17 protein-coding genes are annotated in these 18,123 nt (G+C 36.4%); 11 read left to right on the plus strand and 6 right to left on the minus strand.

Features of this window, described 5'->3' with window-relative positions; translation table 11 throughout:
- Positions 1 to 39: 39 nt before the first annotated feature.
- Entirely contained in the window at positions 40 to 1,716 is a 1,677-nt protein-coding gene (locus tag C8C84_RS09860) for an amino acid permease (protein ID WP_121315030.1), read from the minus strand.
- Positions 1,717 to 1,932: 216 nt separating this feature from the next.
- On the opposite strand from C8C84_RS09860, the gene C8C84_RS09865 reads away from it, so the two are divergent.
- From C8C84_RS09865 to C8C84_RS09875, 3 genes are all read left to right on the plus strand, one after another.
- Complete coding sequence (locus C8C84_RS09865) at positions 1,933 to 2,568, plus strand: peroxiredoxin (RefSeq protein WP_121313483.1); 636 nt, start codon at positions 1,933 to 1,935, stop codon at positions 2,566 to 2,568.
- Between the two features lie 6 nt (positions 2,569 to 2,574).
- The gene (locus tag C8C84_RS09870; RefSeq protein ID WP_121313484.1) at positions 2,575 to 2,883 is read left to right on the plus strand and encodes a co-chaperone YbbN; all 309 of its coding nucleotides are present in this window, start codon (positions 2,575 to 2,577) and stop codon (positions 2,881 to 2,883) included.
- Between the two features lie 91 nt (positions 2,884 to 2,974).
- The gene (locus C8C84_RS09875) at positions 2,975 to 3,232 is read left to right on the plus strand and encodes a hypothetical protein (protein WP_121313485.1); all 258 of its coding nucleotides are present in this window, start codon (positions 2,975 to 2,977) and stop codon (positions 3,230 to 3,232) included.
- A gap of 30 nt (positions 3,233 to 3,262) precedes the next feature.
- On the opposite strand, the gene C8C84_RS09880 is transcribed toward C8C84_RS09875, so the two are convergent.
- On the minus strand, positions 3,263 to 3,637 hold the full coding sequence (locus tag C8C84_RS09880) for a DoxX family protein (RefSeq protein WP_121313486.1): 375 nt from the start codon (positions 3,635 to 3,637) through the stop codon (positions 3,263 to 3,265).
- A 193-nt stretch (positions 3,638 to 3,830) separates the two neighbouring features.
- Here C8C84_RS09880 and C8C84_RS09885 point away from each other — a divergent pair, with 193 nt between their 5' ends.
- The 5 genes from C8C84_RS09885 (at position 3,831) to C8C84_RS09905 (ending at position 10,727) form a co-directional block, all read left to right on the plus strand.
- Positions 3,831 to 5,117, plus strand: coding sequence for an anthranilate synthase component I family protein (locus tag C8C84_RS09885; protein WP_370453654.1), 1,287 nt, complete (start codon positions 3,831 to 3,833; stop codon positions 5,115 to 5,117).
- Positions 5,118 to 5,161: 44 nt separating this feature from the next.
- Positions 5,162 to 5,515, plus strand: coding sequence for a four helix bundle protein (locus tag C8C84_RS09890; protein WP_121313488.1), 354 nt, complete (start codon positions 5,162 to 5,164; stop codon positions 5,513 to 5,515).
- Between the two features lie 36 nt (positions 5,516 to 5,551).
- Positions 5,552 to 6,862: a tRNA lysidine(34) synthetase TilS gene (gene tilS, locus C8C84_RS09895; RefSeq protein WP_121313489.1), complete on the plus strand. Its 1,311-nt coding sequence runs from the start codon at positions 5,552 to 5,554 to the stop codon at positions 6,860 to 6,862.
- Positions 6,862 to 8,847 carry a cytochrome c biogenesis protein CcdA gene (locus C8C84_RS09900; protein ID WP_121313490.1) on the plus strand — a complete coding sequence of 662 codons (1,986 nt, stop codon included), beginning with the start codon at positions 6,862 to 6,864 and terminating at the stop codon, positions 8,845 to 8,847. Before tilS ends, C8C84_RS09900 begins: the two co-directional genes overlap by 1 nt.
- 104 nt (positions 8,848 to 8,951) lie before the next feature.
- On the plus strand, positions 8,952 to 10,727 hold the full coding sequence (locus tag C8C84_RS09905) for a carboxypeptidase-like regulatory domain-containing protein (RefSeq protein WP_121313491.1): 1,776 nt from the start codon (positions 8,952 to 8,954) through the stop codon (positions 10,725 to 10,727).
- A 53-nt stretch (positions 10,728 to 10,780) separates the two neighbouring features.
- On the opposite strand, the gene C8C84_RS09910 is transcribed toward C8C84_RS09905, so the two are convergent.
- Positions 10,781 to 11,305 carry a hypothetical protein gene (locus C8C84_RS09910; protein ID WP_121313492.1) on the minus strand — a complete coding sequence of 175 codons (525 nt, stop codon included), beginning with the start codon at positions 11,303 to 11,305 and terminating at the stop codon, positions 10,781 to 10,783.
- 144 nt (positions 11,306 to 11,449) lie between these two features.
- Between C8C84_RS09910 and C8C84_RS09915 the strand changes: the two genes are divergently transcribed.
- A complete protein-coding gene (locus C8C84_RS09915) occupies positions 11,450 to 13,780 on the plus strand; it encodes an ATP-dependent helicase (RefSeq protein ID WP_121313493.1) in 2,331 nt (776 codons plus the stop codon).
- Positions 13,781 to 13,868: 88 nt separating this feature from the next.
- Complete coding sequence (locus C8C84_RS09920; protein ID WP_121313494.1) at positions 13,869 to 14,489, plus strand: L-threonylcarbamoyladenylate synthase; 621 nt, start codon at positions 13,869 to 13,871, stop codon at positions 14,487 to 14,489.
- Positions 14,490 to 14,585: 96 nt separating this feature from the next.
- Here the strand turns inward: C8C84_RS09920 and C8C84_RS09925 are convergent, their stop codons facing one another.
- From C8C84_RS09925 to C8C84_RS09935, 3 genes are all read right to left on the minus strand, one after another.
- Positions 14,586 to 15,422, minus strand: a complete 837-nt coding sequence (locus C8C84_RS09925; RefSeq protein WP_121313495.1) for an OmpA family protein — start codon at positions 15,420 to 15,422, stop codon at positions 14,586 to 14,588.
- Positions 15,423 to 15,504: 82 nt separating this feature from the next.
- Positions 15,505 to 16,500 carry a glycosyltransferase family 2 protein gene (locus tag C8C84_RS09930; protein ID WP_121313496.1) on the minus strand — a complete coding sequence of 332 codons (996 nt, stop codon included), beginning with the start codon at positions 16,498 to 16,500 and terminating at the stop codon, positions 15,505 to 15,507.
- An 18-nt stretch (positions 16,501 to 16,518) separates the two neighbouring features.
- Positions 16,519 to 16,962, minus strand: a complete 444-nt coding sequence (locus C8C84_RS09935) for a type I restriction enzyme HsdR N-terminal domain-containing protein (RefSeq protein WP_121313497.1) — start codon at positions 16,960 to 16,962, stop codon at positions 16,519 to 16,521.
- Positions 16,963 to 17,078: 116 nt separating this feature from the next.
- Here C8C84_RS09935 and holA point away from each other — a divergent pair, with 116 nt between their 5' ends.
- Entirely contained in the window at positions 17,079 to 18,083 is a 1,005-nt protein-coding gene (holA, locus tag C8C84_RS09940) for a DNA polymerase III subunit delta (RefSeq protein WP_121313498.1), read from the plus strand.
- Positions 18,084 to 18,123 lie beyond the last annotated feature (40 nt).

Raw genomic sequence — 18,123 nt, forward strand, 5'->3', positions numbered from 1 at the left:
CAAGAGGTTAAATAATTCAGTTTCCTTATCTCTTTTTACTTATGCTTTCTTATTCAACTTACTATTCTTATACCCATAAATAAAATAAAAGACCAGTCCGATAAGCAACCAAATCCCGAACCATTGCCAGTTCGAAACTGCCATTCCTGTTAGTAAATAACAACAAGAGATAAGTCCGAGTAACGGAATTAGAGACAAATTTTTAAGGAATGCCAATACCGCCATAACGACACACAATATTACAAAGACAACCATTGGGGCATTTTTAGCAAAAAAGTTGTCAGAATAACTAAAAGTACTTGGGAAGAAAGTAGGCAAGAAGTATTGAACCGCTCCAAAAGCACCCAAACAGATTAATGGAAATAGGTACTTAGAATTGATATACGGAATTCGGAATTTGCCTTTAGTCGCACGTTCGGCTAATTCGGCTTCGCTTTGCGGAGACAACATCAGTACACCACCACAAACTAAGACGAAAGCGAATAAAGTTCCGATACTGGTAAAATCTAATACAAAGTTTTCATCTGTGAAGAATATCGGAATTCCAACGACTAATCCGGTTACTATAGTAGCAAATCCGGGTGTTTTATGTTTGGGATGAATTTCGGCAAATTTCTTTGGCATTAATCCGTCACGACTCATCGTCATCCAAATACGCGGTTGTCCCATTTGGAATACCAGTAATACACTGGTCATCGCTACGACAGCTGCAATAGACACTATGAACAACATCCATTTTACCCCTTTTAAAGCAAAGATTTCAGCCAATGGATCGCTTACGCCAAGTAAGTCGTATTTCACCATTCCGGTTAAAACTAAAGCTAAAATAATATAGACAATAGTACAAATCACTAAAGAATAAATCATACCGCGAGGTAAATCGCGTTGCGGGTTTTTGCTTTCTTCCGCTAAAGTTGACACCGCATCAAATCCTATATAAGCAAAGAAAACAGCAGAAACGCCGGCCATTACACCGCCAAAACCATTCGGCATAAATGGTGTCCAATTGTCTATATCAACATAGGTAGCTCCAACAATAATCACTAAAACAATAATCGCTAATTTGATGTAAACCATTATGTTACTAAAGTTTCTGGATTCTTTAGTGCCTTTGTAAACCAAATAAGTAATTAAAACATTAATCAGAACAGCCGGTAAATCAAAGATGATTCTTAATCCGCCAATAATAGGTGCGTTATTCCAAGCATTCAATCCTTCTCCGGTTTTGCTAGCCTCAAAAGCAGCGTGTGCCGATTTGTAGTTGATGGTCAACCATTCTGGTAAATGAAGGTGAAAACTTTCGAGTAAATTGGTAAAATAACCACTCCAAGAAAACGCTATATAGATGTTCCCAATGGAATATTCCATAATCAAAGCCCAACCGATTATCCAAGCAAATAATTCCCCAAAGGAAACATAAGCATAAGTATAAGCACTACCCGAAACCGGAACGCGAGAAGCAAATTCGGCATAACACATGGCAGTAAAACCACAAGCGATAGCACAAATGATGTAAAGAAAAACAACACCCGGACCGCCTGAAAAACAAGCGTTTCCTATAGCGCTAAATGTTCCGCCACCAATGATGGCTGCTATTCCGAAGAACGTTAAATCTTTTACAGTGAGTACTCTATTTAAGCCGGAATGCTCTCCGTCACCACCTTCTTTAAGAATTACAGAAGTTGATTTTTTTCGGAACAGATTGGATAATAACATGGTTTTCTGGTTGGTTATGTTAACAAAAAAACAAATATAAGATAAGATAACAAAAATCATGTTTTTAATCTTATTTTTTAAATAAGTTTGGTTAAGATTTGGTCAAAGCCAAAAACTATAATCCAATAGGAAAATACAATTAGAAGGTGCTTTTTTTAAACCAATTAACGAAGTACTTTTGCACCACGAAAAAATAACATTTAAACCATACACATTATGTCATTAGTAGGAAAAAAATTCCCAAGTATTACAGTAGATGCCATCTCTCACATGGGAGACAATTTAAGAATCAATGTGCTTGAAGAAGCTACAAAAAACAACAAGAAAGTACTTTTATTTTGGTACCCAAAAGATTTTACTTTCGTTTGTCCAACAGAATTACACGCTTTTCAAAATGCTTTGAGTGATTTTGAGAGCAGAAACACTATCGTAATCGGTGCTTCTTGTGATACCAATGAAGTGCACTTCGCTTGGTTGAATACACCAAAAAACAACGGTGGAATTGAAGGTGTAACTTATCCTTTAATTGCTGATACAACCAGAAATTTATCGGCTGCTTTAGATATTTTAGATGCTGAATGGGTTTATGACGCAGAATTGAATGACGAAATTTTAGAAGGTTCCAACGTGACTTTCAGAGCGACTTATTTAATTGACGAAACCGGTAAAATTTTCCACGAAAGTGTAAATGATATGCCATTAGGAAGAAACGTAAATGAGTATTTGAGATTGATCGATGCTTACACGCACGTACAAACTAAAGGTGAAGTTTGTCCGGCCAACTGGGAAGAAGGTAAAGAAGCAATGAACGCTGATAGATTAAGCACTGCTGCTTATTTAGCACAAAACTAATAAGCCATGTTAATCGAATTAAACGAAGATACTTTGCAAAATTTGGTCGACACCAATGAGAAAGTAGTGGTTCAATATTCGGCTTCTTGGTGTGGGAACTGTCGTATCATGAAACCAAAATTCAAACTATTGGCTTCACAAAATGAAGGAATGACTTTTGTTTTGGTCGATGCAGAGAATTCTCCTGAATCCAGAAAATTAGCTAATGTGTCTAACTTGCCAACCTTTGCCACTTTCGTAAATGGTAAATTGGTCAACCAAACACAAACCAATAAAGCGGAAGTTTTAGCCGAATTAGTAACCGAAATTGTATAATAGATTTTAGACTGACTTAGACAATTTAGAGGTTGACCATCTAAGATGTCTAATAATCTAAGATGTCTAATAATCTAACAATCTAAAAAAAATGAAACTACCTGTTATCAAACATTTGACTCAATTTATAGAGGACAATGATCAAGATTATTTGATAGAAACTATTGAAGTATTAGAAGCCTTAACCGAAGTTCCTTCATTGAAAGATGAAGAATTGGATGTGATTGGCGAATTAATCTCCAATATGTATGGTGCGCTTGAAGTGCATAAAATGGTCAAAGACGGCAAAGACAAAAAAGAAGCCCTCAATGATTTTATGAAACGCGTCTTAGGCTCCATTGATAAATAACAAAAACGTCCCGATAATCGGGACGTTTTTTTATGGTGTGAAAACTGATTTGTAATTGTTCCAATAGCGATAAATTAAAAATAGATTGCCTAAGAAAAGTAAGGCCGCAATCCATAAAGTTTCCGGTGACATAAAATAATTGATTAGTAAAATATTCAAGGTTACCGGTAAAATAACAATATTGGCTAAGGTAACATACCGACCTATAACATACGAAATGCCACATAACAATTCAACCGCTTTGGCCAAAGGGATTAAATAGGTAGAAGCCACTAAACCGGTATTAAATGCTTTGAAATTTCCGGTGGCTTCTGTTTCGGGAGCTAATTTCAGGAAGAAACTAATTGAGGCAAACAGTAAAAATAATCCAATAAGGATTCGAATAATAATGGTAGCGATTTTCATGATGATTGAATTTAATTGATTGTTCTATCAAAGTTAAACAAAAAAAGTAAAGATTTTTATGAAAGCTACTTATTTCATTATCAGATGTTTTACGTTGGTTTTGTCTGAGTTTTTTGAAGTTACTCAGATTGCCGGTTTTTATAAACGAAACATTATTTTTTGTTGTAATTTTGATTTCTTTAAAAAGCACTCCTTGAGAACCATAATTTCTAAAAAAAATGTCCCAACCGATACTTTCAAAAACCAATTATTGGCTTGGTCGCAACAATTCAGTCAAGTAGTTTTTTTGGATTCCAATGCCTATCAACAAAAGTATTCTAGTTATGACTGTGTTGTAGCTCTTGATGCTTTTACATCCATAAAAACAGACTATCACAATGCTTTTGAAGATTTAAAACAGTACCAACAACAAACCAAAGATTGGCTTTTCGGCTATTTGTCTTATGACCTGAAAAATGATACTGAAGTCTTAGAATCTAACAATTTTGACGGTTTAGATTTTCCCGATTTGTTTTTCTTCCAACCTAAGAAATTATTTTTGCTCAAAGGAGATCAATTGGAGATTCATTATCTGCGAATGTGTGATGATGAAATAGATTCTGATTTAGAAGAAATCGAGACTTACAGACAACCGACAACCGACAACCGGCAACCCAAAATAGAACAGCGGATTTCAAAGGAAAACTACCTCGTCAAAGTCACTGAAATTCTCAACCACATTCACCGCGGTGATATTTATGAAGCGAATTTTTGCATGGAGTTTTATGCCGAAAAAGCCAAAATTAACCCTTTAGAAATTTACCAAAAACTCAACAGTATTTCAAAACCGCCATTTGCTGCTTATTTTAAAAACAACCATCAGTATTTGCTTTGCGCTTCGCCTGAACGCTATTTGAGAAAAGAAAGAAACAAAGTTATTTCCCAGCCGATAAAAGGTACGGCCAAGCGTTATACCGACGAAGTTTCAGACCAAAAAGCAAAAACCGATTTAGCCGAAAATCCAAAGGAACGATCGGAAAATATCATGATTGTCGATTTAGTCCGAAACGATTTGTCGCATACGGCTACTAAAGGTTCTGTTGAAGTAGAAGAACTTTGCGGGATTTATTCTTTTGAGCAAGTCCATCAAATGATTTCAACAGTAGTTTCGACCGTGGAGGATTCGATTTCGCCTGTAGAAATTCTGCGAACAACTTTCCCTATGGGAAGCATGACCGGCGCACCCAAAATTTCCGCTATGAAAATCATTGAAGATTTGGAAGATACCAAACGAGGTTTGTACAGCGGCGCCGTTGGTTATTTTACACCAAACAATGATTTCGATTTCAATGTTGTCATTCGAAGTATTTTATACAATACCCAAAACGAGTATTTGTCTTTTTCTGTTGGAAGCGCTATTACGTCACAAGCTATTCCTGAGTTAGAATATGAAGAGTGTTTGTTGAAAGCGAAAGCCATGTTCGAAGTGTTGAAATATTAGGGATTAGCGAAAAGGGATAAGTTAAAAGTTTTAAATGTAGAGATATGACAAGTTATAGAGATTTGATTGTTTGGCAAAAATCAATGAGTTTGGTAACGCTGATTTATAAATTAGTTCTTCAGTTACCTGAAAATGAAAAATACGGATTGACCTCTCAAATAAAAAGAAGTGCTATTTCGATTCCTTCCAATATTGCGGAAGGTTATGGAAGGAATTATAGAAAAGATTATTCGAGATTTTTACAAATTGCCCGAGGTTCATTATTTGAAAATCAAACTCAGTTGGAAATTGCAGTTAATTTAGATTTTATAAAAGCTGATGATTTAGAAGAAATTAAAGAGCTATCAATTGAAGGCGAAAAAATGTTAAATTCGTTAATTAAAAAGCTAGAGGAATAACTTATCCCTTTTCCCTAATCCCTTTTGACTTAAAATATGTTTGAGCAATTCCAAAACCACATCAATACGAATCTTCCGTTTCTTAATGGGAAGAAATTGCTATTAGCCACTAGCGGCGGCATTGATAGCATGGTTTTGGTAAATCTTTGTCATCAATCTAAACTTGATTTTGCGGTAGCGCATTGTAATTTTCAATTGCGTGGCGAAGAAAGCGATGAGGATGAAAACTTCGTCAAAAATCAAATAGAAAAATTACAATTTCCAATATTCATTCAAAGATTCGACACCAAGGCTTTTGCCGAACAAAATAAACTTTCGATTCAAGTTGTCGCGCGAAACCTTCGTTATGAGTGGTTTTATACGCTTTTGGCCAACCATAATTTCGATTATATCCTAACAGCACATCATCTCGATGACAGTTTGGAAACCTTTTTAATCAACTTTACGCGTGGTTCAGGTTTAGACGGTTTGACCGGCATTCCGGAACAAAATGATAAGATTGTTCGACCTTTATTAGCCTTTTCCAGAAAGGAAATTGAAGCTTTCGCCAAAGAAAATCAAATCGCTTGGCGTGAAGACAGCAGCAATGCTTCGGATAAATATTTGCGAAACAAATTGCGTCACGACGTGATTCCGATACTGAAAGAACTGAACCCGAGTTTGCTGTCGTCTTTTGAAAATACGATTAGTCATTTGAAACAAAGTCAATCTTTGGCACAAGACGCAGCTAAGAATTTGTACCAAAAAGTTGTCAGTGAAGAAGAACATCATACGGTTATCGACTTACTCAAGTTGCTCAAATACCGAAATTACAAAGCCTATTTGTTCGATTGGTTGCAACCTTTTGGCTTTGCCGATTGGACTTCGGTTTATGAGTTAATCAATACACAATCCGGAAAGCAAGTCTTGTCCGAAACCCATATACTATTGAAAAACAGAGATTCCTTATTGTTATTTCCAAAACAAAATATTGTAAGTGATGAAGTGTTTTGGGTGCAGAAAGAACAATCCGAAGTTAAAATTCCCTTAAAACTTGACTTTTGTAACGTAAGTGACATTTCACTTCAATCAACTAATACTATCTTTGTCGATGAAGATTTGTTGCAGTTTCCTTTGACCATTCGCCGTTGGCAAGAAGGTGATTTTTTTCAACCTTTTGGGATGACCGGGAAAAAGAAATTGAGCAAGTATTTCAAAGATGAAAAGTTCTCTTTATTGGAAAAAAGCAATGTTTGGCTACTCTGTTCCGATGATAAAATTGTTTGGATAGTAGGGAAAAGACAAGATGAACGGTTCAAGGTAACAGCAACAACAACTAAAATTTTAAAAATCAATTACACCAACTAATGAAGAAAGCACTATTTTTTCTTTTCAGTTTTTTGGCTTTCGCCAATATAAATGCCCAAATCGTTAATCCGGTAAAGTGGACGACTAAAGTCGAAAAAATCAGCGACACCGAATTCAATTTGGTGATGGAAGGAAAAATCGAAGACAACTGGCATGTTTATTCTCAATTTACGCCTGAAAACGGACCATTAGCGGCCGAATTCAAATTCAAAGAAGTTAAAGGAAACTATGAGTTGGTGGGCAAAGTCAAAGAAAGTCCCTATAAAAAGCAATACAACGATGTTTTTGAAGTTGACGAATATTATTTTGAAAAGAACGTAACTTTTACCCAAAAAGTAAAGATAACCAATCCGAATCTGAAGACTATAAGAGCCACGATTGATTACCAAGTGTGTAAAGAGGTTTGTATCAATCAGGATAATACTTTTACATTTCCATTACCAAAGATTTCCATAACCAATCCGAAAGTGGTTGTTACAGTTGACACTATAAAAGCTGATACAGTTCAAGCAGTAAAAGAAGCCGATAAACCAACTGCTGTGGCAAAAGTGGCTGAACCAAAAAAAGAAGAAGATAGAGGTTTGTTGACGATTTTTTTCTTGGCCTTTTTAGGCGGATTTGCGGCTTTATTAACACCATGTGTTTTTCCAATGATTCCAATGACGGTGAGCTTTTTTACCAAGCAAAGTAAAAATCCCGGGCAAGGCAAACGCAACGCCATTTTATATGGACTTTCCATTATCGCCATTTATGTGGTTTTAGGATTAGCGATAACGGCTATTTTTGGTGCCGATGCTTTGAATGCTTTGTCTACGAATCCTTGGTTTAACTTGTTTTTCTTTTTATTGTTAGTGGTTTTTGCGGCGTCATTTTTAGGTGCTTTTGAAATCATGTTGCCGAATTCTTGGGCCAATAAGGTGGATAAACAAGCTGATAGAGGTGGTATTATCGGGATATTATTCATGGCTTTGGCCTTAGCTATCGTTTCCTTTTCTTGTACCGGACCAATTGTTGGAACGCTATTGGTAGAATCAGCGTCCAAAGGTGGCATTGCGCCAATTGTCGGAATGCTTGGTTTTTCGTCGGCATTAGCCTTGCCGTTTATGTTGTTTGCGATGTTCCCGAGTTGGTTAAATTCATTGCCAAAATCAGGTGGTTGGTTGAATACCGTTAAAGTTTCACTAGGTTTTTTAGAATTGGCTTTAGCCTTTAAATTTTTATCCAATGCGGATTTAGTATTACAATTGCATTTATTAGAAAGAGAAGTTTTCTTGGCCATTTGGATTGCCGTATTTGGCGTTTGGGCTTTGTATTTGTTAGGTAAAATTACCACGCCACATGACAGTCCGTTATCACACATTTCGGTAGGAAGATTGTCTTTAGGGTTATTGGTTTTAGCATTTACCGTTTATATGATTCCGGGATTGTTTGGCGCACCGTTAAAATTAATTAGTGCTTTTCCGCCACCACAAACGTATAGCGAAAGTCCGCGAGGATTTTTTGGTAACACATCAACCTCAAAAGAAACTTTACCCGATGGCGCCAAATTAGGAGAACACGACATAATTACCTTTACCGATTATGAAAAAGGGTTGGCCTACGCCAAAGAAGTCAATAAACCTGTCATGATTGATTTTACAGGTCATGCTTGCGTCAATTGTCGTAAGATGGAAATCAATGTCTGGTCAGACGAAAAGGTGTTGAATATTTTGAAAAATGACGTAGTGTTAATTTCTTTGTATGTAGATGAAAATATCGATTTGCCTAAAAATGAGCAGTTCATCTCTAAATCAACCGGTTCAGAAATTGTAACTGTTGGTGACAAATGGACTGATTTTATGATAACTAAATATAAAACCAACACGCAGCCGCTCTATGTTTTAATCGATTTAGAAGAACAAAACTTAAACAATCCGATTAGTTATACTCCAAATATCAACGAATATCTGGCTTGGCTTAAAGATGGTGTTTCTAAATTTAAATAGTATAATGAATCCTGATGAAAATCAGGATTTTTTTATTTCCTTATTTTTCTGACGCAACCAAACTAGATTTTTTATATCTTCATTGTAAACAAAACCTATCCTTTATGAAAAAAATCCATTCCCTACTGTGTTTACTGCTTTTTGTAGTGGTGTTTTCAAGTTGTGAGTCTAATGATGATAACAACAATTCAAGTCCGAATGATGAGACTTTCACTCAAAACTTTGGCAACTCAGTCAATCGAGATTTTATAGGACAAGTAGTCGATAGTGATAATAATCCAATACAAGGCGTAACCATCAAAATTGGTTCTTCAACGACACAGACCGATGTTAACGGTGTTTTCATAATCAATGGTGCTGAGGTCTATCAGCGTTTTGCTTACATCACCGCTAAAAAAACCGGCTACCTTGACGGTTCACGTTCTATGGTTCCTACAAGCGGTAAAAACAATGTGAAAATTATGTTGTTGCCCTTTGCGCCTCTCGAAACTATCCAATCAGGACAGACTAGCGAAGTGTCTATATATTCGGGAACCAAAGTGGTATTTGATGGTGCTTTTCAAGACGAAAACGGTGCAGATTACAATGGTCCGGTTAGCGTATCGATGTTTCATTTAACACCCTCTGATGAAAACATCAGTAAGTTGATGCCGGGTATGTTATACGCACAAACCGAAACCAATGAGCAAGCCATTTTAGAAACTTTTGGAATGATTAATGTAGAATTGCGTGGCAGTGCCGGACAAAAATTAAACATTAAAGAAGGTCACACGGCTGAAATTACTTTACGAATCGATGACAGTCAAATTGCAATTGCGCCGAATACCATTCCGTTATGGCATTTTGATGAAACAAAAGGTTATTGGAAACAAGACGGTGAAGCCACAAAAGTCGGCAACAAATACGTCGGCGAAGTATCTCATTTCTCTTGGTGGAATTGTGATGCCCAATTTCCAACAGTTACTTTAACACTCACTTTAGTTGATGGCAATGGCAACGGAATTTCAAATGTTGGCGTTGGATTAATTGCCAATGGCAATACATGGCCGGTAATGGGTTATACAGATATTGATGGTCAAGTTTCAGGATTAATTCCTGCGAATCAAACTTTAGTTTTAAATGTTTATCCGGATTATTTCAGTTGTAATTCTAGTAATATTATTTACACCACTTCCATCGGTCCATTTACTGCCAATACTACTTTACCGAATATTGTTATTAACAATTCGCCTACTAATTTGAGTTCAACGGTAGTAGGTAATTTATTGAAATGTAATAATACCAATGTAACTAATGGTTATGTAATATTAAGCAGAGCAGGAGGATATTCAGTATCGCCGGTGACCAATGGCGCTTTTAGTTTCAATGAAATTTATTGTCCAAGTAATACACAATTTACCTTGAAAGGATTTGATATGGATAACTTGCAAGTAACAGATTCTATTGCTTATAATTTTACGGCGCCAATCACTAACATTGGTAATCTTCAGGCTTGTACCGCAGTGGATGAATTTATTTCTTATCAAATTGATGGTGGTACTTCGGTTTTTTTAATCCAGCAAGTAAACGGTGGATCTGAAGGCAATATCACAAATCCTAATGGTTTATATCTTAACGCTTCCAATGGTAACGGAAGTTTATACATTTGGGGGAATACCGATATTCCAGGTGTGTATACAACAGCTCAGTTTTCAATAGAAGGAAATGGCGTTGGGTACATTGGTTCTGGTACTACAAACACCGTTCAATTCAATCTCAATCAGGCAGGCCCTATTGGTCAATATATTGATTTGACTTTTAGCGGAACCTATCAAGATAGTCAAGTCGCAGGTGTAACACACACTATAACCGGGGTTGCCCACGTAATAAGAGATAACTAATGAAAAATATTAGTCTATAAAAAAAGCCTTCTCAATTGAGAAGGCTTTTTTTGTTATCCTAAAACTTGACTGACTTCACTTTTCAGAAACGCCAAGGCTACATTGGTAGCGACTTCATCTTGAAGCAAGTTACTCAGTATTTTTTCTCTTAATTTGTCTGCATCTGTAACCGAAGTATCAGCGGTTGTTTTTCTGATGTTTTGAATGATGGTATTTTTGGCGGTCATGACCATGGTCCAACATTCATCGGTAATGTAAATTTGTTGGGTTAAATTGTGCTCAAATTCTTGTTCGATATGGTGTATCAACAAATTTTGATAAGCGGCTTTATCATCATTCATCGGCGCAACTCTAATCAACAACTTCGCCGGATTGATGCGTTCTAAAAACAAAGCCATTCGCTCATAAGCTTGCAAACGCAAAGGCAAAGCTTGTTTCTGATTCTCTTTTTGGGCTAACCAACGACGCGTATGCTGTTGGTCTTTGAAATAACTGTTAAATAAATAATAAGCCACACCGCCCGTAATTAGGGATGGAATGGCGTACATCATCAATTCTAAAATTTTATCTGCATTCATAAGTTATATCGACTAAAAATTGTTGACAAATATAATAGAAATACCCTTAAATCTTTATTGCAATTCAGGTTTAGTAACGCTAAATTTGTCCATTACAATTTTTTACCTTAGTGCCTCAGAACCTTAGCAACTTAGTTTCTTAAAATGCAACAATACATTTCCCAACTCAACGAAGCCCAACAAGCTCCGGTTTTCCAAAAGGATGGACCAATGATTATCATTGCCGGCGCCGGTTCTGGAAAAACGCGTGTGTTGACCGTTCGTATTTCGTATCTGATGAGTTTGGGTGTCGATGCGTTTAATATTTTGGCATTAACGTTTACCAACAAAGCCGCACGCGAAATGAAAAAGCGTATTTCGGATATTGTGGGAACCAATGAAGCTAAGAATCTTTGGATGGGAACTTTTCACTCGGTATTTGCTAAGATTTTGCGAATAGAAGCGGAGAAGTTAGGTTATCCGTCGAACTTTACGATTTATGATACACAAGATAGTGTTCGATTGATTTCGGCGATTATCAAGGAAAACCAACTGGACAAAGACATCTACAAACCCAAACAAGTTTACAGTAGAATTTCTTCCTATAAAAATTCGCTGATAACTGTAAAAGCTTATTTCAACAATCCCGAATTAATGGAAGCCGATGCCATGAGCAAAAAGCCACGCATGGGTGAGATTTATCAACAATATGTAGAGCGTTGTTACAAAAGTGGCGCGATGGATTTTGATGATTTGTTGTTAAAAACCAATGAACTCTTAAATCGATTTCCGGATGTTTTGGCCAAATACCAAGACAGATTCCGTTACATTTTGGTCGATGAGTATCAAGATACCAACCATTCGCAGTATTTGATTGTTCGTGCATTATCAGATAGATTTCAGAATATTTGTGTCGTTGGCGATGATGCCCAAAGTATTTATGCGTTTCGTGGTGCCAATATCAATAACATTCTCAACTTCCAAAAGGATTATGAGAACGTGCAAACCTATCGTTTGGAGCAAAATTATCGTTCGACCAAGAACATTGTGGAAGCCGCCAATTCGATTATTGATAAGAATAAAACCAAGTTGGATAAAATTGTTTGGACAGCGAACGATTTTGGTCCCAAAATAAAAGTCCATCGAAGTATCACTGATGGTGAAGAAGGCCGTTTTGTAGCAGGAGAAATCTTCGAGCAAAAAATGCGCAACCAAATGATGAACGGACAGTTTGCCATTTTATACAGAACCAATGCCCAATCTCGAGCGATGGAAGATGCGTTGCGCAAGCGCGATATTCCGTACCGAATTTATGGCGGTTTGTCTTTCTACCAAAGAAAAGAAATCAAAGACGTCTTGTGTTATTTGAGATTGGTTATCAATCCGAAAGACGAAGAAGCTTTGGTACGCGTTATCAATTATCCGGCAAGAGGTATTGGTGATACGACTGTAGAAAAACTGACTGTAGCTGCCAATCATTACAAACGTTCCATATTTGAAGTGATGGAACACATTGATAAAATTGATTTAAAACTCAATTCAGGAACCAAACAAAAAATTGAGGACTTTGTCACGATGATTAAAAGTTTTCAAGTGATTAACGAACAGCAAGACGCTTTTGTGTTGACCGAACATGTGGCCAAAAAAACCGGTTTGGTGCAAGAACTCAAAAAAGACGCTACACCGGAAGGAATTGCTCGTATCGAAAACATCGAAACTTTAATGGGCGGTATCAAAGATTTTATCGAAGGGCAAAGAGAAATTGACGGCGCTCGTGGTGCTTTATCTGAATTTTTAGAAGATGTAGCTTTGGCTACTGATTTAGACAATGACACCGGCGATGACGACCGAGTAGCTTTGATGACGATTCACTTGGCAAAAGGTTTGGAGTTTCCGTATGTATTTGTCGTAGGCATGGAAGAGGATTTATTTCCAAGCGCAATGAGTATGAATACACGCAGCGAACTCGAAGAAGAACGCCGTTTGTTTTATGTAGCGTTAACGCGTGCCGAACATCAAGCGTATCTGACTTATGCCCAATCGCGTTACCGTTGGGGAAAACTTACCGATGCCGAACCTTCGCGTTTTATTGAAGAAATCAAAGATGAATATATAGAATACATCAATCCGATGGAAACCGGCGGTTATCGTTACAAACCAACGATTGATTTGGATATTTTTGGCGATATAGATAAATCGAAATTGCGTTTGGCAAAACCGGTAACCGGAACGCCACCAAAAACTTATGGAGAAGAAACTTCTTCTTCAGTAAATATTCGTAAATTGAAACCTGTATCAAGCAATGCACCAAGCAATCCCAATTTATTCGACAGCAAATTGACCATTGGCAACAAAGTAATGCACGAACGTTTTGGTAAAGGTGAAATTGTAAACTTAGAAGGTATTGGTGCCGACAGAAAAGCGGAAATCAAGTTTGAAGTGGGCGGCATTAAGAAGTTGTTGCTGCGGTTTGCGAAACTAGATGTGATTGGATAGCAGTAAGCTTTAGGCAATAAGCCATAAGCAATTAGTGTAAATAATTTAATGCCTATAGCATAAAGCTTAAGGCTTAAAGCATAAAAAAATGGCCGAATTCATTAAAATTTACGAAGACAAACCCAACGAAGCCGCTATCAAAAAAGTGGTTGAGGTTTTGCGCAATGGAGGTTTAGTGATTTATCCAACTGATACCGTTTATGGTTTGGGTTGTGATATTACCAATACAAAAGCTTTGGAACGCATTGCCAAAATAAAAGGGATTAAATTGGAGAAAGCCAATTTCTCTTTCGTTTGCAGTGATTTAAGCAATTTATCAGATTATGTAAAGCAGATTGATACTTCGACTTTTAAAATCCTTAAAAGAGCACTTCCCGGACCTTATACCTTTATTTTACCGGGAAATAATGATTTACCCAGAGAATTTCGAAAAAAGAAAACTGTTGGTATTCGTGTTCCCGACAATAATATCGCTTTAGAGATTGTAAAAATGCTGGGCAATCCAATTGTTTCGACCTCGATTCATGATGATGATGAAGTATTAGAATATTCTACTGATCCGGAACTGATTTTTGAGAAATGGCAAAACAGAGTAGATATGGTTATTGATGGTGGTTATGGAGATAACGTTGGTTCTACCATAATTGATTTGTCAGGATATGAACCGGTTGTACTTCGTGAAGGCAAAGGTAATCCTGATATCTTTTAGTATTCAGTCTCAGTTTTCAGTAACCCTATAAATAAAAAACGTCTCGATTTCTCGGGACGTTTTTTTATCTGAACACTGTTCACTGAATACGGAACACTATTTTTTCTGATTCTTCATTTCTTTCTCAATCATATCATAGAACTCATCAATTTTAGGAAGTACTACAATACGCGTTCTTCTGTTTTTAGAACGATTGTCAGCCGAAGTATTGTCTACCAACGGAATGTATTCTCCACGACCGGCAGCAATTAACTGAGAAGGTTTTACACCCAATTCTTTAGTTAAAACTCTGATGATGGCGGTTGAACGTTTCACACTCAAATCCCAGTTGTCAAGCAAAACGGCATTTCCTGTAAACGGAACGTTATCGGTGTGACCTTCAACCATACATTCGAACGTTGGCTTGTCATTGATTACTTTAGCTACTTTGGCTAAGACTTCTTTAGCTCTGTCGCTTACTACATAGCTTCCGCTTTTGAATAATAATTTGTCTGCGATAGAAATGAAAACCACTCCTTTTTCTACGTTTACTTCAATATCCGGATCAGAAATACCTACCGAACTTTTCAAGCTGGTAACCAATGCCAAGGTAACGCTGTCTTTTCTGGTCAATGCGTCTTGTAAACGGGTAATTTTAAGGTCTTTTTCTCTTAAACTTTCAAGCGATTTCTCTAGGTTTTGTGCACCTTTTGAAGTCAACATGGTCAACTCTTTTGAATTATTGATTAAATCTGAGTTGTTTTGTTTCAGATAATCATTTTGTTTTGACAAAGCGTCTTTTTCAGAAAGACACATGTTCAATTTAACGGTTGTTGAATTTAATAAGTCTTGACATTCCTTATTTTGTGCTTCTAGTGCAGCAATTTTTTTCTTAGTTCCACACGAAGTCAACGTTAAGGCAGCTAATGAAAGGGCAAAAATTACTTTTTTCATAGGTGTTTTGATTAAAATTTTAACAAAAATACGATTATTTTAAATGTGAAGAGTTTTAGGGAATGATAAACTCTTGTTAAAATCATTTCTCAAAAACGGTGCCGCTCTTGATAAAATACTTGTAAACAATACTCTTGGTTTGATAGTAGTTTTCGGAATTTGTTTTACTGCGCTTTTTTAAGTTTCTGTTTATCAAATGATAAAATTCAAAATGTGCTTTGATGATGGCCCAACAATGAATAAATTTTCCTTTTAAAATAAATTGGATTCCGGCCAAACCATCCAAACAAAGCCGGGTGAAAATGATGGAAAACAGTTTGTTTTGAGGTAAATTTTTGGTCAACATCATTAAGGAGTTTCTGAAGTTCAAGAATGTTTTTCTCGGATTGCTTTCGTTTAAAGTCGCGCCACCAACATGATAAACCACAGACTTCGAAGTGTATTTGGCTTTAAAACCCAAATTGAAAGCGCGCCAACACAAATCAATTTCTTCCTGATGCGCAAAGAAATCACCGTCAAAACCGTTTAAGGTTCGGTAAATGTCTTTTCGAATAAACAAACATGCACCGCTAGCCCAAAAAATGTCTCTTTCGTCATCGTATTGACCGTTGTCTTTTTCGATGGTTTCAAAAATACGACCACGGCAATAAGGATAACCAAATTGGTCTACAAAACCTCCGGCAGCTCCCGCATATTCAAAATATGCTTTGTTTTTGTAATCTAAAATTTTAGGCTGAATGATGCCGGTATTAGGTTCATTATCAAAGATAGTTAAAATAGGAGCGAGCCAATTTTCAGTGACTTCGATATCTGAATTGACTAAGGCATAATAGTCTTCTTCTACTTGTTCTAAAGCCACATTATAGCCATTGGCAAAGCCAAAATTATCTTCGTTTTGAATGATAGAAACTTGAGGAAATTGTGTTTTAATCACTTCAATTGAATTATCAGTTGAAGCATTGTCGGCGACATATATTTTGGCTTCATTAGAAAAAGCTACTATTGAAGGCAAGAATTGCTCCAGCAATTGGGCTCCATTCCAGTTCAATATGACTACAGCTATTCTTTTGTCTTTCATCTCTGGTCTATTCGTCTCTTATTTAAAATCAGGCAACTCTTTCAAAAAAACATATTGCTCTTTCTCAAAGTCCATTTGACAAAAGTAATGATTTAGTCCGTTGGTTACCATCAAGTATTTTGCATTGAGTTTGAGGTTGTAACGCGCAATTTGATCAAAGGTATTTTGAGTGATGTTAACCTCTGGTGCTTTGCATTCAATTAGTAAAAAAATTTCACCATTAGGTTGAAAAACAACTATATCATAGCGTTTGTTTATATCATTGATTTTGATTAATTTTTCAACGTTGAGGTATGATTTCGGATAATTTTTCTCTTGTAATAAAAACTGAACGGTGTGCTGGCGAACCCATTCTTCGGGTGTGAGGATGATAAACTTTTTCCTGATATCATCAAAAATGGACACTTTATTTTCACTATTTTTGAAGCGAAACGAATAAGCAGGAAAGTTGAGGTTTTGCATATAGCAAATATATAAATTTAGACAATAGACAAAGAGACCAAAGACGATAGACTAGCCAAACAGTCTTTTATCTATCCGTCAATTATCTGTTGGTCATCTTTTATCAAAATAACACAATGGACGAAGTACTAAAAATTATCAACGATATAAAAGCCGGAAAAGTAAAACCTATCTATTTTTTGATGGGAGAAGAGCCTTATTATATCGATAGAATTACCGAATATTTGGAGCACAATCTTTTAACCGAAGAGGAGAAAGGCTTTAACCAAATGGTATTATACGGTCGTGATACAACCATTGATGATATTGTTTCCAATGCCAAACGCTATCCGATGATGGCGGAACGTCAAGTCGTGATTGTAAAGGAAGCACAAGATTTGGCCAAAACCATTGACAAACTAGAATCTTATGCTGAAAATCCACAACCTACGACGGTTTTGGTAATGGCTTATAAATACAAAACTCTCGACAAACGCAAAAAAATCACCAAGACTTTAGACAAACACGGCTTAGTTTATGAGAGCAAAAAAATGTATGAAAACCAAGTAGGTCAATGGATTACACGTGTTTTACAAGGTAAAGGTTATACCATTGAACCCAAAGCGAATGCGATGTTGGTCGCGTTTTTAGGCAATGATTTAAGCAGAATTGCTAATGAATTAACCAAGCTTGAAATTATTTTGCCAAAAGGCAGTGCGATTACACCACATCATATTGAAGAAAATATTGGCTTTAGCAAAGATTTCAATGTATTCGAATTTCGAAAAGCTATTGGGGAAGGTAATCAATTAAAAGCGTATCAGATAGCCCATTATTTTGCCCAAAACCAAAAGGATAATCCTATGGTTGTTGTAAATGCTCAGGTGTTTTCTTTTTTCTCTTCTTTATTACAATACCACGGTTTAAAAGATAAATCACCTTCTAATGTAGCAAAAATATTGAAAGTCAATCCCTATTTTGTTAATGATTACATTGGTGCTGCCAAGAATTATCCTATGCGAAAAGTAAGCGGCATTGTGGCTACTTTACGCGATATTGATGTCAAGGGAAAAGGCGTTGGCGCTGCCAATCTTGAGGATGCTGATTTGTATAAAGAAATGCTCACCAGTATATTCAGGTAGATTGCATCTTTTAAAAATTACTATCTTTATCAGTCTAATA

This window comes from Flavobacterium sp. 102 (assembly GCF_003634615.1).
Classification (GTDB): Bacteria; Bacteroidota; Bacteroidia; order Flavobacteriales; family Flavobacteriaceae; genus Flavobacterium.

What these genes read in the sequence shown, in the direction of transcription:
- C8C84_RS09860 (WP_121315030.1), bottom strand. Translation starts at nt 1,716, where the DNA reads ATGTTATTATCCAATCTGTTCCGAAAAAAATCAACTTCTGTAATTCTT.
- C8C84_RS09865 (WP_121313483.1), top strand. Translation starts at nt 1,933, where the DNA reads ATGTCATTAGTAGGAAAAAAATTCCCAAGTATTACAGTAGATGCCATC.
- C8C84_RS09870 (WP_121313484.1), top strand. Translation starts at nt 2,575, where the DNA reads ATGTTAATCGAATTAAACGAAGATACTTTGCAAAATTTGGTCGACACC.
- C8C84_RS09875 (WP_121313485.1), top strand. Translation starts at nt 2,975, where the DNA reads ATGAAACTACCTGTTATCAAACATTTGACTCAATTTATAGAGGACAAT.
- C8C84_RS09880 (WP_121313486.1), bottom strand. Translation starts at nt 3,637, where the DNA reads ATGAAAATCGCTACCATTATTATTCGAATCCTTATTGGATTATTTTTA.
- C8C84_RS09890 (WP_121313488.1), top strand. Translation starts at nt 5,162, where the DNA reads ATGACAAGTTATAGAGATTTGATTGTTTGGCAAAAATCAATGAGTTTG.
- tilS (WP_121313489.1), top strand. Translation starts at nt 5,552, where the DNA reads ATGTTTGAGCAATTCCAAAACCACATCAATACGAATCTTCCGTTTCTT.
- C8C84_RS09900 (WP_121313490.1), top strand. Translation starts at nt 6,862, where the DNA reads ATGAAGAAAGCACTATTTTTTCTTTTCAGTTTTTTGGCTTTCGCCAAT.
- C8C84_RS09905 (WP_121313491.1), top strand. Translation starts at nt 8,952, where the DNA reads ATGAAAAAAATCCATTCCCTACTGTGTTTACTGCTTTTTGTAGTGGTG.
- C8C84_RS09910 (WP_121313492.1), bottom strand. Translation starts at nt 11,305, where the DNA reads ATGAATGCAGATAAAATTTTAGAATTGATGATGTACGCCATTCCATCC.
- C8C84_RS09915 (WP_121313493.1), top strand. Translation starts at nt 11,450, where the DNA reads ATGCAACAATACATTTCCCAACTCAACGAAGCCCAACAAGCTCCGGTT.
- C8C84_RS09920 (WP_121313494.1), top strand. Translation starts at nt 13,869, where the DNA reads ATGGCCGAATTCATTAAAATTTACGAAGACAAACCCAACGAAGCCGCT.
- C8C84_RS09925 (WP_121313495.1), bottom strand. Translation starts at nt 15,422, where the DNA reads ATGAAAAAAGTAATTTTTGCCCTTTCATTAGCTGCCTTAACGTTGACT.
- C8C84_RS09930 (WP_121313496.1), bottom strand. Translation starts at nt 16,500, where the DNA reads ATGAAAGACAAAAGAATAGCTGTAGTCATATTGAACTGGAATGGAGCC.
- C8C84_RS09935 (WP_121313497.1), bottom strand. Translation starts at nt 16,962, where the DNA reads ATGCAAAACCTCAACTTTCCTGCTTATTCGTTTCGCTTCAAAAATAGT.
- holA (WP_121313498.1), top strand. Translation starts at nt 17,079, where the DNA reads ATGGACGAAGTACTAAAAATTATCAACGATATAAAAGCCGGAAAAGTA.